The following is a 14,860-nucleotide window of genomic DNA, read 5'->3' as shown; positions in this document are numbered from 1 at the left end:
ATAGAGGAAGCCTGAACTTGGGCTTCCTCTATTTTTTGTGAAGCAATCGAGCCCCTAGGCGCTGCAGCTGGCCAGCGAAAAGCGGAGCCGACTGTCCTGGCCCGACAAGCGCTGGAGCAAAAAAGGGAGGAAGCCTGTACTTGGGCTTCCTTCCTTTTTTGTGAAGCGACTCGAGGGGCAAGGAGGCGGAGCTGGACAGCGAAAAGCGGAAGCGCCTTATCTCTATAATGCATGGACAATTCCTTCAGCATCCCTCTCCTCATGCCCTGCAGGTCCGTACATCCTATCCCTAAAGACCGGCACACCAACAAAAAAAACGGACTGTCATTAAAGACAATCCGCTGCGTTTTTATATTTTCACCTGATTAGTAGATCCAAGATGCGCCGATGATTATCAACAAGATAAACAATACGACGACTAGAGCGAATCCACCACCATAACCGTATCCACCAGACATACACGCTTCCTCCTTTCCTTTTGGAGCATAAGGCATTTAATGCCTTATGCTGCACGAGGTTAAATTATAGCCAAGCTGCACCTACGATGATTAACAAGATGAACAATACTACGATCAACGCGAATCCTCCGCCATATCCGTATGAGCCACCCATAACTTTCCACCTCCTTTTAGAAGCGCTACTTTATCGTATTCAACTGATATCAATTTGTTTAGGCTTATAACATGGTTCCTTTGAAAAAAATTAGCAAATGTAGGCGGCACCTACGATAATTAGTAAAATGAACAGCACCACGATCAGCGCAAATCCTGAATTATATCCGTAGCCCATTGTTATTACCTCCTTTTCTCTAGTCAAGATATCTTATGTATAAAGAACTGAAGTGGGTGTTATATATGCCCATTTTTTAGAAAACTCTCCATTAAAATGTTTATTTTCCTGTTATGTTTGTGATATAGTATGATTTGTAGTTTTTAGACAAACCTATTGACAATATAAACAATTAGGAGATGTTATACCTATGAAGAAATGGATCTTGACAATGTCTTTAGCCGCTGGCGTAATCGGTTTATCCGCTTGCAGTGATGATAATGGCGGAGGCAACAGCGAAGTCGTGGCTGAAACGAAAGCAGGAGATGTAACCAAAGAAGAACTATATACATCTATGAAAGAGAAGTTCACTCCTCAAATGGAGCAAGCCCTGCAAGAACTAGTGCTTACAAAAGTTCTTAGCGATAAATATGAAGTGAAGAAAGAAGAAGTCGATGAGAAGCTGAATGAGGCAAAAGACCAGCTGGGACCACAGTTTGAAATGTTCCTGTCTCAATACAATTTGAACGAGGAGTCTTTCCGTGAATACTTAAAGCTCCAATTGCTTCAAGAGAAAGCAGCTACTGCGGATGTAGAAGTAACAGAAGACGAACTGAAGGAATACTACGATAACTGGAAGCCTGAAATTGAAGTGCGCCACATCCTGGTTGACGATGAAGCAACAGCTAAAGAAGTAAAGCAAAAGCTTGCTGACGGAGGTAAATTCGAGGATCTGGCAAAAGAATATTCCAACGACCCTGGTTCTGCTGAGAAAGGCGGAAGCTTAGGCTGGGTTGATTATGAAGGCAGACAGAATTTCGTACCTGAGTTCTCAGAAGCCCTGGACAAGCTTGAAACTGGAAAAGTGAGCGATCCAATCAAGACGCAGTACGGATACCACATTATTGAAGTTACAGATAAAAAAGAGAAGAAATCTTTTGATGAAATGAAAGACGAACTTGAAAAATCACTGAAATTGTCAAAAGTGACTCCTGAGAAAATTCAAGAGGCTATGAAACAAGTCATAGAAGATGCAGGATTGGAAATCAAGGATGAAGACCTGGAGAACAGCTTCGAACAGATCTTGAATCCTCCTGAAGCGCCTGCAATGCCTGAACAAGGAGAAACACCAGCACCGACTGAAGAAGCACCAGCTGATGATGAAGCCGCTGAACAAACTGAAGAATAATATACTAAGGGAAGCACTTAGGCAGTGCTTCCCTTGATTTTATACTAAGTTATGTGAAACCGGAGTCCCGGAATAATCAGAGGAATTACTAATGAAAAGCAGCGCAGTGTGCTGGCGTTTGTCAGTCAACAGTAATGCCCATTTGCAAGCCATGTATCATGCTGATGGCTGGCGTCTTTTTTCCTTTTCATCTTCCATACGCTTGATATAGACTTCCCCCTCCTGTTCAATCCATTCGTTTTCCACATCTCTATCTTCCTTCGCTGATTTCATAGCCATATACGCACTGACAAAGATACCTGCTACAATGAAATACACCCAAATCGGCAAAGTCATAATCTGATCCCCTCCACTATTTGTCCTGCTAATGCAAATATATGCCTGTCCCTAAAAAAGATGACTATTAAATGATGAACATTGCACTACCCTTCACTTCCAAAGTAAGGAACGGCTGCACAAAAAATTTGCTGAAACGGGCAGAGAGTCATATCCTTAATACTCCGCAACAAAGAGGCTGGGATAAAAGATATGCAGTTAACGCTGGATCTTTTCCAAAAAGAACGGGCAGCTCTTTTCTTTCCTGCGCACCGGGGTTTTGACGACGATTTAGCAGGATATTATTTGATATTTATATTGAATAGCAACAAAGTGTACGAAAGGAGGCTAATGAAAAAACCGAACTTTTTCTAAAACTCTAAAAAAGAGCCTCTAAAAAGTTCGGTTTAATCATGTATATTGTATTGGCAACTTACAATTATATTTAGTTTTGTCCCAGCCTCGTTTACTTATGCTGTTTCCGCATATATTGTTGCTTTCGGAAAAATCCCAGGTGCCGGATTTTTCCCCTGTATACAAAGATTTTACTCTCGAAAAAGAACGAGCAGCTCTTTTCTTTCCTGCTCACAGGGGTTTTACGACGATTTACCAGGATATTAGTTGATATTTATATTGAATAGCAACAAAGTTTACGAAAAGAGCCTTTACTTATGGAAAGCCGGTTTATAGAATGATCGATTATCCAGGGCGAATACGCGCTCTGTATATTCACCAGGCTTGGTTTTATCAAGGACTTTATCCAGCATATTCATTTTTGCATCGATGTTATCGATGTAATGCAGAATTTCGGCTTCTTTAATCATCGGCGGTTTTGGGCTCCCCCATTCCGCTTTTCCATGATGGCTGAGGACAAGATGCTGCAGGATCATCGTTTCTTCCCCTTTTATCCCCAATTCGTCTGCAGCCTTGCCTATTTCATTGACCATTATCGAAATATGTCCCAGCAGATTCCCTTCCACTGTATATGATGTGGAAGTCGGGCCTGACAGCTCAAATACTTTTCCCAAATCATGCAGGATGACTCCGGCATAAAGAAGGTCTGTATCAAGGGAAGGATAGAGGCCCGCGATGGATTTTGACAGATCCAGCATGGAAACTACATGGTATGCCAGTCCAGATACAAATTCATGATGGTTTTTGGTTGCAGCCGGATACTCCAAAAATGGCTTTTGATATTTCTTCAAAAGGTGGCGTGTAATTCGCTGGATGTTTGGATTCTTCATTTCAAAGATGAATTGAGTGATCTTGCTGGTCATTTCATCAATGCTCAAAGGTGCAGTTTGAAGGAAATCGCTTAATTCCAAACCATCGCCAGGGGCACTTGGTTTGATCTGCCTGATTCTAAGCTGATTCTTCCCTCTGTAACTTTGGACATCTCCGGAAACCTTCACAATTGTTTCCGGCTGATAATTTAACTCGTCCTGCTCGCTGGCATCCCAGAGCTTGGCTTCAATATCCCCGCTTTTGTCCTGCAGGATCAATGTTAAAAATGGTTTTCCTGTATTTGTCGTTCCTTTTGTCGTCTGCTTGATCAGCATGAATAAATCTACTGAAGAGCCGACATCATATTGTCCAATCCCTGGCATCATGTACTCCTCCCATTTACTATTGTTTCTGCTAGTATACCATAATCCAAACCTCTTACTGGCAGGAAAGGGCTTATAATAGTTTACCAATCAGAGACAAGGATTCATTTCAGTTTTTTTATTCCCCAGCCGGTGCGAACAACCCTGTTTTTTTCGCATGAAGCTGGATGACTTTCCCGCTCTTCACCTTTTCCAGGATATGAGGGTGGCATGTAAAGAACAGGATCTGGACTTCATCTTTCAATTGTTCAAGAAGCTTCATGACAGCCTCTGTTCTCTTCTCATCAAAATTGACAAATCCATCATCAATGATGACCGGCATAGGATAGGCATCCTTTAATATCAAGACCAGAGCGAATCTCAATGCAATATACACTTGTTCTTTTGTACCCTGGCTGAGTTCATCCGGTGTAAACATCATTCCATCTTTTCTTTGGATGGTAAAATAACTGTCCTGCTGTGAATGGATTTTTGCATACTCACCATTAGTCAGCACACCCAGATAGTATTCAGCGGTTTGAATCACTTTTGGAAGCTTTTCTTTTTTATAATCTTCAATTGTTTTCTGCAGAGCTGACCTTGCGAGCGAGTATTTCAGCCATTCCCTGGATAATTCATTGAGAGCGGCTTTTTGTTCCTGATATCTATACAAAAGCCTTGTATATGATTCCCCTTCTTCAAGCACTGAAATCTCATAGGCTGTCTCAGCAAGTGTTTCATTCTCTTTATGGATTCTTTGCTTTACCGCTTCAAGGGTTTTACGCAGGCTGCTTTTGCCTTCCTTAATATCCATATGTTTTTCCTTTGTTTCAAAGAAGGACTTGATCAAGGGATCACCCAAGCGATTGAACAAAATCCGCTTCTGATGTTCAAGTGATTTCTTTTCACTCACCATTCCAGCTTTTCGCCGGAAATCTTCAACGCTTTCGGTTCCGGCAGCAGAGAGCAACTCTTTTGATTCCTGCAGCAATGCATTTAATTGGACCTGGATGAATTCTTGTTCATTCATTATATCGGCCTGCTGCTGCTTCAGATGCTCATGGGCCAGGGCTTGCCGCTCATTCCTCTCAAGCGCATCCTTAGCTCTCATCAAAGTCTCTTCAATTGTTGTCTTTTTAACAGGCAGACCTTCAACAGCATCTCCGATCTCCTTTTCAAAAAGTGATATCTTCTGCAGTGAGCCGCGGTACAACTCAGTTGCATTTTGCTTTTCTTCCGTGAGAATCCTGAGTTCTTTGAGTTTTTCAAACGCTTCCCCAAGCAGGTTCCAGTGCAGTTCGGACGGAAGGCCTAATTCCCTTACGAGCCTGCGAAAATCTCCATGAACCTTTTCTTCTTCAATGAGAAGTTTTCGTTTTTCCTCATTAATGGCAGAAAATGAATGCTGATGATTTTCCAATTTAAGTATCCATTGTTTCCACGATTCTCTCAACTCTGTTTGTTCTTTCAGCAAAACCCGCTCTTTGCCATCCTCTTTCCTGTTCAAATTCTCGATTTTCTCACTGAGGATCTCAGCTTTTCCTTTCAAGTCGCCAAGATATCCGTTCTCACCCCGTTTATTTGGCAAGCGGAAAAAATAAAATGAAAGTGCAAGTAAGACTGCTAATGCCCCTCCAGCAAGGAGGAATGAGTCAGAAATGATCCAAATCAGTACTGCGGCTGCAGCAGAAAAGAGGATGGCAGGAAGTGATGAAGCAGACTGAGGGATTTTCGTCGTTTTTTTGCCAGCTTGTTCCCTCAGCTGTTCCTGCACCATTTCATATTGTATCTTCAGAGTATCAATCTCTTTGCCTTCGGTGATCCTTCGCTGCAGCTCTTGAAATTCAGTTTCCTCAAGGAGCCTGTCTTCCACCTCTGTACAGCGCATTTCAAGGTACTTCAGCTGGGTTTCTTCTGAGGCAAGGCGTTCCATTAATGATTCCTTCTTCAGCTGAAGCGCACTCAGTGCATTCTCCATATTTTTCACTCGGTCTTTTATGATCATATCCATTTGAACTTCGGTGATGGAATTTGGCTCTTTTATTTTTAATTCCTGCAGAAGGCGTCCGATTCTTACTTCCACTTGGCCGATTTTCTGTTCATAGTCTGATGCCTGATCCTTCCAACGTGCATACAGTTCCCGCTTCTCAAGTAGTGAGGATAGGACGGCAGCTTTGGCTTCGATGGCCTTATCCGGCTTCGTCTCATCCATTGACTTCTCCAATTCCAGTAATCGGGAGCGTCCGGCTTCCATCGCCGATCTTTGCTGAGCTATACGGCTCTGGTACATTTCAAGCCGCTGGATGCCGTCTGCAGGAAAAGAATCGATTTCCGCTAATTCCTTTAACCTTGTCATGATCTCCTGGTATTCATGAAGGTCATTCCATGACTTTTCCAATGCCTCAAGATGCTGGAACTTCTTTTCTTTCTCTTCCAGCTCTTCATAAAGTGACGCCATGAAATCTTCAGAGGCTTTCTTCTTTTGTATCAGTAACGTAATGGTTTCATTCTTCTCTTTTGCCCTTTTGAATTGTAATTCCGTCTCTCTCAATTCAGATATTTTTTGATTGATCTCGGGTTTTTTTCCAGACTTTTTGAATAACCTGTCAAGCTCCTTCTGCCACTGTTCTTCCAGTTTAAAGATGGCATCCGTCCCGGTCATACCGGAGCTGAACAGGTACCGGTTGATTTCTTCCTCTTTCAATCGGGAAATCTCCTGCAGACCATGAATATTGAATGAATAAATGCCTTGAAAGGCCGCTTTATCAAGACCATTCAATTCTTTCTTGAGCTCTTCTTCTCCCCCCAGCGACCCATCCTCATAAAATACAGTTACATCTCCTGCGGCTTTCCCCTTTACCCGCTCAACCGTAAGGGACCGGCCGTCATCCATGGCAAGCGTCAACCGCCCCCCGTATTTGGCTTGTGTCTTTGGTTCATACCGCTGTTCAGAATGCAGCTTTGTCGGGAAACCGAACAGCACTCCATGAATGAAAGCCATGATGGTCGACTTTCCTGCCTCATTCTCCCCATAGAAAATAGAGAGCTGATTAAGTCCATTAAGACTGAAGTTTTCCCATTTCCCAAATCCATATATATGAATATCTTTAATTCTCATTGAAAACACCTCCTTCGGTCACAAATATCCTCTCTTTGAAAAAGAAGAAGCAAGCATTTCTGCGGCAGATTGTTTCATTTCTTCTTTTTCTTCATTATCCAGCAGCTCAATATACCGGTGTGCCTGAGGATGAAGAAACAGATCGGAGGACACTTCATCCCATTCTTGATCGCTCCAGCTTTTGACCGTTTGAATCATATCGCTCATGAAGGTTTCTTGGTCTTTAAAATATGAAAGCTGTCCGTTTCGATCGATTCTCATGGAATGAACCCAGACAAAGTCTTCCCGGTGTTCCTCTCCGTCCTGAAAGGCTTCAAGAATTTCCCCTGTTTTGATTTTGTTTAGAATTTCTCCACCCGTCTCTTCCGTATCGGAAAATTCCATTTCCAGGAGCGTACCGCCCTTCCTTCTGCACTGTTCAATTCCTGCCTTGCATAATTCATAGATCTGGCTGAGTTTAAGGACACCCTTTAATGAAATGGAGATCTTCTCCCAAATGATTTCTTGGGTTTCCAGAAATTCCAGCTTTGTTTCCCCATCAGCCACCGTTACGAAATAACAACCCTTCGGTCCGGTTTCTTTCCGGTGCCTTCCTTGAATATTCCCGGGATATACGATGGGTGGAAAAGCCGAGAGTTCTTTGCGCACATGTATATGCCCCAATGCCCAATAGTGATAATTCTTCTCCTTCAGCTCGCTGATTGAAAACGGAGCATATGGCTCGTGGTCAGTTGTCTCACCAGCCTCGCTTCCATGAAGGAGACCGATGTAAATCCCCCCGTCTTTCCTTGCTGCAGGGTAATCCGCAATTTTTCTTTCATGGATATGCCGGGTATCATAACTGAAACCGTATAAATGAACCGGTGTGCCATCAGCCGTGTAATGGATGACTTTCTCTACGGTATCACCAAAAACCTTCACATTGGCAGGCATGTCTAAGTGAGACCAGTAGTTTCCAAGGTAATCATGATTGCCATGAATGACATAGACTGAAATCCCGGCTTCATTCAGTCGTTCCAACTGATTTTTGAGGCGGGCCTGCGCACGGATGCTTCTGTCTTCTTCGTCATACAGGTCGCCCGCCATCAATACAAAATCAACTTCTAACCTGATGGCGTTGTCTACTATTCTTTCCAGAGACCGAAAAGTACTGTTCCTTACTCTCTGAAAAAGTTCCTCAGGCAAATGCTTCAAACCTTTAAATGGGCTATCAAGGTGCAGGTCCGCTGTATGTATAAACCGAATCTCGTTCATCATTATCCTTCTCCCTCAAATACGAATGCACGTTCTCTTATTCTTTTATTATAGCCTACTTTCCCCAAAAAAATAAGGATTCCGCATACTCTTCTCCTTAATACTCTTCTAACTGCAGCTGGTTTGAGATGCATTTTCACTTACACTGCAACCTGCCTTTCTTATAAACATTTCAAATCAAAAAAGCCTGATGATACCCAGGCTTTCAAGAGTGTTCTTTTCTTAAGGCTCTTTTCGTACACTTTGTTGCTATTTCAAAATATATTTCAAATAATATCCTGGTAAATCGTCGCAAAAACCCCGGTGAGCAGGAAAGAAAAGAGCTACCCGTTCTTTTTCGAGAGTACAACCTTTGAATACAGGGGGAAAAATCCGGCACCAGGGATTTTCCGAAAGCAACATTATATGCGGAAACAGCCTTTCACAAACGATTAAAAAATCCTGTACCGATTTCATTTGGAAAATCCTTAGTAAAGCAGTAAGAAAAGAGCTGCTCATCCTGCTTAAAAATAATTTTCCAATATCCATAGGGATATTCAGGCCCTTTTTGTTTTTTCGAGTGCAGCATTAAAGCGGAAACCGCTTTGCTGCGAACCTCAAAGGATAGAATGATTTGACTTTTCAAGATCTAAAGCGAGGTGTCTCCCCAGCAGGATACCGCTTGCTGCTGCCTGGGAAAGCGAATGGGTTTCCCCGGAGCAGTCCCCGATCAGGAATAAATCCGGGATTGCCGTTTCAAAGTACCGGCTGGTGCAAATCTTTGGTTCGTAAAACTTCGCATCCATACCATATAATAACGTGTCTCCATCGATTTCTTCACCTAGCAGCCCCTCAAGTGCCGATAACATTTCCAATGAAGCTCTGATGTATAATTCAGGAACTTCGTCAAGGAGATTTCCGGTTTCAGCTTCCAGTGATGGAATGATAGAGCTGCTGTTGAGGGTTGATGTTTTCCTGCCAGCCCTCATATCTTCAAGCCTTTGGACCACGATGCGTCCGTTTTGTCAATTGATTTCACCAATCACGGACCTGGCATACTCCTGCGCTTCTTCATATGATAAGAAATATCGAGGGACAAACAGCGTGAAATTCAAATTCTTGCTCGGTGTCTCCCTCTCCCTTACATTTTGTCCATCAGGCATGACCAGACCGTGCTGATGTTTCCGAACGATTCTTCCTTGCGGGTTCATACAGTAGGTCGTGGCTGTGTATGTATCCCCCAAATAAGTAAGTTTGGTTTCAAACGTTTCCTGCAGAATAGAGTGCAGCTGGCTTTCTTTCATTTCGATTCGAAGTCCGAGGTCAAGCCTTGTTTCTGATGGAACTATGCCCAAGGATTCCATCTGGGGCTTGAGCCATTTGCTCCCGCTCATCCCTGTTGCCAGGACGAGTTCCTTCGTCTGAAATGAATGATCTTTCGAATGTAAAAGAAACCCCTCGTCTGCCCTGTGTATGGACTCGATCAAGGTTTCAAATGTGAAGGTTACTTTTTCATTCACCAAGTATTCATAAATACCCTGAAAAACCTTTTTAGCCAACGCTGTTCCGAGATGGCGGACTTCAGTAGAAAGTACTCCTGAATGAATGACTCTCTGCATTTGCGGCTAATTCCTTGTTCTCTGTGTTATATGTTTGAACTGCACTGCCGCCAAATGCACAAAGGATATCGTCGACTTCTTTCATTAGTTTCATCGCCTGGCTTTCACCGATTTTCCTCCCAAGCTCACCGCCGAAGTCATTTGTATAATTGAATTTCCCTTCAGATTTCCCAAGCCCTGCAAAACCGACATATTGACTGCAGTTCTCCCCGCAGGTACACCTGCCTCCCATTTCCACCCCGCAGAAGCGGTCCTTTAGCTTTTTACCAAGATCAATGATATGAATATTCAAATCATTATTTTCTTTTGCTAACTGATAGGCAGTGAAAACACCGCTCACGCCTGCTCCAATAATCGTGATATCATACACGGAGTCTTTCACCGTTCTCACTTCCTTTTCTCCATGGTTTAATGTTCACTTTGCCTGTTTATTTATTGATCAGATGGATCACGCCAACAATAATGCAGGAATTCAGTACCTGATTCTGTACCATCATCTATTTTCTTCAAAAGAAAGCCGTTTCGGAGCAGAACTTTTTGAGAAGGGATATTATCGGCAGTCGTTTTGGCATGAATGATCCTTATGTGATATTTACTTATATCCTTCATCAAAAGCTTTAAGGACATAGCCGCAACTCCCTGCCCAATATAAGCTTCACCAACTCTGTATCCAAGATGTCCTATACCGTTCCCCGCATCAATATCAACCAGGTTCACCCTTCCTAATATATCTCCCGATTGATTCTTGATCAAGAAAAAGAAGGAAAGTCCCTGACTTTGTTCTTCCAGCAGTGATCTGTGCCTTTCCAGGAAAAAATCATATTGAAAATATTCCTCTCCCCGGCCGGGAACCATAGTTTCAAAAAACTCCCTGTTCTCACATTCAAAAGCATACAATTCTGGGGCATCCTGCTGTCTAAGCCTTTCAAGATACAGTTCCATTCACTTTAGATTCCTTTCTTTCCAGTTCATCTAAAAAATCGGCGATTTCACTCTTACTCTTCAATTTGAATACTTTCTTTTCAGGACCAAGAGATTGAAATCGTTCCATCCTGTCCTCCATTTTGCTTTTCCGGGAATGATAGGTGGTGATGATGAATTTCAAAAAAGCCCATTCCATCTTTTCTGTGCATCCATCTCCCATGTCCGGCCTGTTTTTCCCTAAATTCGTAAGCCATCTCTTCAATACGCGATACAGGCACACATACAGAGGCAGCTCTAAATAAACGATTGTATCCGCATGAACAAAACGCAGCTCAAATGTACTGCTGTAATTCCCTTCGATGATCCAGTCCGGCTTTTTGACGATTTCCTTTTGGGGAGCAGAGAACTCCTCGAGACTGGCCTCTACCCATCCTGGTTTCCAAAACAGTGAATCAAGGTGAGTTACCTCAATCCCAAGGATTTCTCCAAGCTTTCTTGCAAACGTTGATTTCCCAACCCCTGCAGAGATTCCCACCACCATAATCCGTTTCATCCGTTAACGCCTCATTTCAATATAAAAATACGTATTAAAGAAAAGTGCATCCTTTAAAATTTCGATTCCCATAGGGAGAATACCTCCTTGATTTCTCTTTCCAATTTAAAAAAGCAATTCCCCATTAATGGGAAACTGCTTCTTGGCCTTATTTCTTCTTCGTTAATTCAATCGCTTTCTTGATATCCTTATAAGAATTCGACTTTCCATACATCAAGACCCCTCCGCGGTAAACCCTTGCACCGAACCAGCCAAGGAACAGGATGGAAAGAAGCAGAATCACGATGCCGAGGATCGGTTCCCAAGCAGCGATATTCAGCATCCCTACCCGCAGGAACATAACCATGGGGGTAAAGAACGGAATGTAAGAGGCTGCAGTGACAAAACCTGCTTCCGGATTACCCAGCCCGAACACAGCAATGAAGAACCCGATCATAATCAGGAAAGTCATCGGCATGATCATTTGTTGAACATCCTCGATTCTGCTCACCAGTGAGCCGAGCAGCGCCGCCAATGTAGCAAAAAGGAAATAGCCTAAAAGGAAAAATACAACGGCGTAAACGATTATGCCCGCTGGAATGTCAGAGAAGCCGAAAAACTCCAGTATGCCTCCCATCTCGGAATCGCCTTTACTGCTGAGAGCAAAATACCCGATAGCTATCAATACTGAGAGCTGGGTGAGGCCCACAAGTCCAATTCCGATGATTTTGGCAAACATTTGTTTCACCGGTGAGACACTTGAGATCAGGATTTCCATGACCCTTGAAGATTTCTCAGTAGCAACATCCATAGCAATCATGTTTGCATAAACAATTACTGAAAAGTAGATGAAAAACAATAGAATATACACGATTCCTCGTGCCTGATTCAATTCTTCCTCGGACTTTGCTCCTTCTACAAGAGCTTCTCTCTCGAATGAGACGGGAGAACTCAATGAAGCCAGCTCATCCGGTGATAATTCCAGGTTTTCAGCTGCCATGGCAGATTTCATTCCCTGCAATGCAGCCTGAAGGTCATTGGCAATTGCAGATTCTGCAATCGACTCTGCTTTATAGACTCCCTGCGGAAGGCCATTCTCATCCTTTGAAAGAATCAGGTAACCACTGTAGTCCCCTTCTTCTACACTCTCTTCCAAACTTTTTTCGTTTTCATTGGATTTTTCCAGCTCTAATTCTTCATTCAGTGAACTTAACTGTAATTCGAACTGGTCATATAATTCACCCGATTCATCCACAACAGCTACAGTATCCTGCTCATCTCCGCTGAAGCTTTCTATGATATCCTGCAAGTTCACGAGGAGAAAGATTCCGGCTGCCACTATCAGAGTCGTGATGATAAAAGACTTTGCCTTTATTTTATTCAAGTAGGAATGGACAAGGATCAGGAAAAAGTTATTCATATGACGTACCCACTTTCTCAATGAAAATATCATTCAAGGACGGTTCTTCCAATTCAAATTTGCGGACAAATCCTTTTCTGACCACTTCATTGAAAACGTCCTTCGCTATATCTTCCGACTCAACCTGCAGCTGGACCCCTTCGGTTGTTTTTTTCGCCTTTGTCACTCCGGACACGGCTTCCAAAAAGCTCAAATCAAAGTCAGCATGGATTGTAACGTTTTTCTTTCCAAATGACCGCTTGATTTCTTTTAACCCCCCATGAACGACCGGGGTGCCTTTATGCATGATGCATAAATTTTCACAAAGTTCCTCAACATGTTCCATCCTATGGCTTGAAAAGACGATAGTCGTTCCACCTTCTTTGATCTCGCCTACCGCATCCTTCAGCAGTTCAACGTTAACCGGATCAAGTCCGCTGAAAGGCTCATCGAGAATAAGCAGTTTCGGCTTATGTATAATGGAGGCGATTAACTGAATCTTTTGCTGATTTCCCTTGGATAATTCCTCCACTTTCTTATTCTTATATTCTGGCACATTGAATCTCTTGAGCCAGTATTCCAATTCTCGTTCAGCTTCTATTTTATCCATCCCCCGTAAACGGGCCAGGTAAATGATTTGATCATTCACCTTCATCTTCGGATACAGCCCTCGTTCTTCAGGAAGGTAACCTACCTCAGGACTTGTGGAATAATCAATCTTTTTTCCATTCCATGTTATAGTCCCTCCACTCGGGTCGAGCAGGCCTAGTATCATCCTGAAGGTGGTCGTCTTGCCTGCACCGTTTCCACCAAGGAAACCGAACATCTCTTTTTCAGGTATACTGATTGATAAATTGTCCACTGCAGTAAAGTTACCAAACCTTTTGGTTACATTGTTCAGTGACAGAACCATTCTTTCATCCTCCTATTCAACCCAAAAAATAACCGGGCACAAGCCCAATGCCTTTCCTTTTTGAGTAGTTATTCCATCTATCTATACGATTGTATAGGAAATTAGTTCCCTATTTCCATAGAAAATCTGATATTCTGTTAAAATATAAAAACTTTATTAATTTTTGAAATTATGCAAGAATAATAGTAACTGGCAGAATTTTTTTCAAAAGGGGATAAAAATGATGAAAGTTTACAAATTGACGGTCTTTGAACAAACCGGGGAAAGCCTCTTTGAGGATTCTTTTGAAGCACCTTCTGATGAGGAAGCGAAAAAAATCGGCAAAGGCATATTGGAAGAAAAGGGGTATGAAGACCACACTCACCGCTGTGCTTCACCTCTTGGAAAGCTGATACTTTTTCACCCTTGATGACAGAAAAACGGGATGAACCCTTAAGTTCATCCCGTTTTTTTACTGCCCCTTGAATTGCGGCATTCTTTTTTCTACAAACGCCCTAATGCCTTCTTGGTGGTCCTGTGTCTGGCGCATCTTCCACTGGCCGGCTTTCTCAAGCTGCAATGCCTTTTCCAATCTGTCTTTATTGAGCTCAGCAAATATCGCTTTGGATTCAATAATCGACTGCAAAGGCTTCTGCAAGCATTCAGTGATATATTTTTCAACCGCCCTATCCAACTTGCCGGAAGGGATGGCTTCGTCCACAAGTTTTTTCATAAGTGCCTCCTGCCCCTGGATTACCTTTCCTGTCCACATCAGCTTTTTAGCCCTGCAAGCACCAAGCCGTTCCTGTAGGAAGAAATGTCCGCCGCCATCGGGGATCAAACCAATTCCGATGAAATTCATTGCCAGCTTACTGTCTTCTTCACAGATGATGTAATCGGCTGCCAGGGCGAGGCTCAGCCCCAGGCCAGCAGCCGCCCCATGAATGCCCGCGATTGTCAGTTTGTTCATTGTATAGAGTGTCATGGATAAGTCATTGATCACATCCATGATCTCTGAGAATTCCTCTTTGCCCCCAAGATCCAGCATTTCCTTGATATCCCCGCCTGAGGAAAAACCCCTTCCTTCTCCTTTGAGGACAAGGATAAGGATATCCTCATCCTTTTCGATTTCTTTCAGACAGTTCAACAGCTCACGCATCATCTTAGGATTCATTGCATTTAATGATTGCGGACGGTTCAAAGTGACTGTCGCTGTCTTGCCGTTCATTTCAAGTTTGATGGTATCATACAGTGCATTTGCATTCATGTGTTACACCCCTTATGT

Annotated in this window: 16 protein-coding genes and 1 pseudogene; 2 read left to right on the top strand and 15 right to left on the bottom strand. The window is 42.9% G+C overall.

Annotated features, from left to right (window positions below):
* The 4 genes from D3H55_RS24755 to D3H55_RS16265 form a co-directional block, all read right to left on the bottom strand.
* Positions 1 to 251, bottom strand: a 251-nt coding sequence (locus tag D3H55_RS24755; RefSeq protein ID WP_205685499.1) for a hypothetical protein, incomplete at its 3' end; no start/stop codon positions are given.
* Between the two features lie 114 nt (positions 252 to 365).
* The gene (locus D3H55_RS16275) at positions 366 to 458 is read right to left on the bottom strand and encodes a YjcZ family sporulation protein (protein ID WP_119548380.1); all 93 of its coding nucleotides are present in this window, start codon (positions 456 to 458) and stop codon (positions 366 to 368) included.
* Between the two features lie 64 nt (positions 459 to 522).
* A complete protein-coding gene (locus D3H55_RS16270; protein WP_044022974.1) occupies positions 523 to 612 on the bottom strand; it encodes a YjcZ family sporulation protein in 90 nt (29 codons plus the stop codon).
* Between the two features lie 90 nt (positions 613 to 702).
* Entirely contained in the window at positions 703 to 789 is an 87-nt protein-coding gene (locus D3H55_RS16265) for a YjcZ family sporulation protein (protein WP_119548379.1), read from the bottom strand.
* A 190-nt stretch (positions 790 to 979) separates the two neighbouring features.
* On the opposite strand from D3H55_RS16265, the gene D3H55_RS16260 reads away from it, so the two are divergent.
* Positions 980 to 1,957 (top strand): peptidylprolyl isomerase, encoded by a 978-nt coding sequence (locus tag D3H55_RS16260; protein ID WP_119548378.1) that lies wholly within the window; start codon positions 980 to 982, stop codon positions 1,955 to 1,957.
* Between the two features lie 156 nt (positions 1,958 to 2,113).
* Here the strand turns inward: D3H55_RS16260 and D3H55_RS16255 are convergent, their stop codons facing one another.
* The 10 genes and pseudogenes from D3H55_RS16255 to D3H55_RS16210 form a co-directional block, all read right to left on the bottom strand.
* Positions 2,114 to 2,293, bottom strand: coding sequence for a sporulation YhaL family protein (locus D3H55_RS16255; protein ID WP_119548377.1), 180 nt, complete (start codon positions 2,291 to 2,293; stop codon positions 2,114 to 2,116).
* A gap of 644 nt (positions 2,294 to 2,937) precedes the next feature.
* Entirely contained in the window at positions 2,938 to 3,882 is a 945-nt protein-coding gene (yhaM, locus tag D3H55_RS16250; RefSeq protein ID WP_119548376.1) for a 3'-5' exoribonuclease YhaM, read from the bottom strand.
* Positions 3,883 to 3,997: 115 nt separating this feature from the next.
* Positions 3,998 to 6,976 carry an ATP-binding protein gene (locus D3H55_RS16245; RefSeq protein ID WP_119548375.1) on the bottom strand — a complete coding sequence of 993 codons (2,979 nt, stop codon included), beginning with the start codon at positions 6,974 to 6,976 and terminating at the stop codon, positions 3,998 to 4,000.
* Positions 6,977 to 6,994: 18 nt separating this feature from the next.
* Positions 6,995 to 8,233, bottom strand: a complete 1,239-nt coding sequence (locus D3H55_RS16240) for a metallophosphoesterase family protein (RefSeq protein ID WP_240628609.1) — start codon at positions 8,231 to 8,233, stop codon at positions 6,995 to 6,997.
* Between the two features lie 418 nt (positions 8,234 to 8,651).
* On the bottom strand, positions 8,652 to 8,855 hold the full coding sequence (locus tag D3H55_RS24410) for a hypothetical protein (RefSeq protein ID WP_168413133.1): 204 nt from the start codon (positions 8,853 to 8,855) through the stop codon (positions 8,652 to 8,654).
* Positions 8,827 to 10,198 (bottom strand): annotated as a pseudogene (locus D3H55_RS16230) (FAD-dependent oxidoreductase). The gene D3H55_RS24410 and the pseudogene D3H55_RS16230 overlap by 29 nt, the downstream one beginning before the upstream one ends.
* Positions 10,199 to 10,260: 62 nt before the next feature.
* Entirely contained in the window at positions 10,261 to 10,770 is a 510-nt protein-coding gene (locus D3H55_RS16225) for a GNAT family N-acetyltransferase (protein ID WP_119548373.1), read from the bottom strand.
* Positions 10,754 to 11,305, bottom strand: a complete 552-nt coding sequence (locus D3H55_RS16220; RefSeq protein WP_119548372.1) for a P-loop NTPase family protein — start codon at positions 11,303 to 11,305, stop codon at positions 10,754 to 10,756. Before D3H55_RS16220 ends, D3H55_RS16225 begins: the two co-directional genes overlap by 17 nt.
* A 148-nt stretch (positions 11,306 to 11,453) precedes the next feature.
* Positions 11,454 to 12,704, bottom strand: a complete 1,251-nt coding sequence (locus D3H55_RS16215; RefSeq protein ID WP_119548371.1) for an ABC transporter permease — start codon at positions 12,702 to 12,704, stop codon at positions 11,454 to 11,456.
* Positions 12,697 to 13,596: an ABC transporter ATP-binding protein gene (locus D3H55_RS16210; RefSeq protein WP_119548370.1), complete on the bottom strand. Its 900-nt coding sequence runs from the start codon at positions 13,594 to 13,596 to the stop codon at positions 12,697 to 12,699. The genes D3H55_RS16215 and D3H55_RS16210 overlap by 8 nt, the downstream gene beginning before the upstream one ends.
* 223 nt (positions 13,597 to 13,819) lie before the next feature.
* Here D3H55_RS16210 and D3H55_RS16205 point away from each other — a divergent pair, with 223 nt between their 5' ends.
* Positions 13,820 to 14,005, top strand: coding sequence for a YhzD family protein (locus tag D3H55_RS16205; RefSeq protein ID WP_119548369.1), 186 nt, complete (start codon positions 13,820 to 13,822; stop codon positions 14,003 to 14,005).
* Between the two features lie 42 nt (positions 14,006 to 14,047).
* Here the strand turns inward: D3H55_RS16205 and D3H55_RS16200 are convergent, their stop codons facing one another.
* The gene (locus D3H55_RS16200; RefSeq protein ID WP_119548368.1) at positions 14,048 to 14,842 is read right to left on the bottom strand and encodes an enoyl-CoA hydratase; all 795 of its coding nucleotides are present in this window, start codon (positions 14,840 to 14,842) and stop codon (positions 14,048 to 14,050) included.
* Positions 14,843 to 14,860 lie beyond the last annotated feature (18 nt).

Source organism: Bacillus salacetis (assembly GCF_003581585.1).
GTDB classification, from domain to species: Bacteria; Bacillota; Bacilli; order Bacillales; family Bacillaceae_B; genus Rossellomorea; species Rossellomorea salacetis.
The sequence above is the reverse complement of the archived record's forward strand: the minus strand, read 5'-3'. Positions and strand labels throughout refer to the sequence as shown.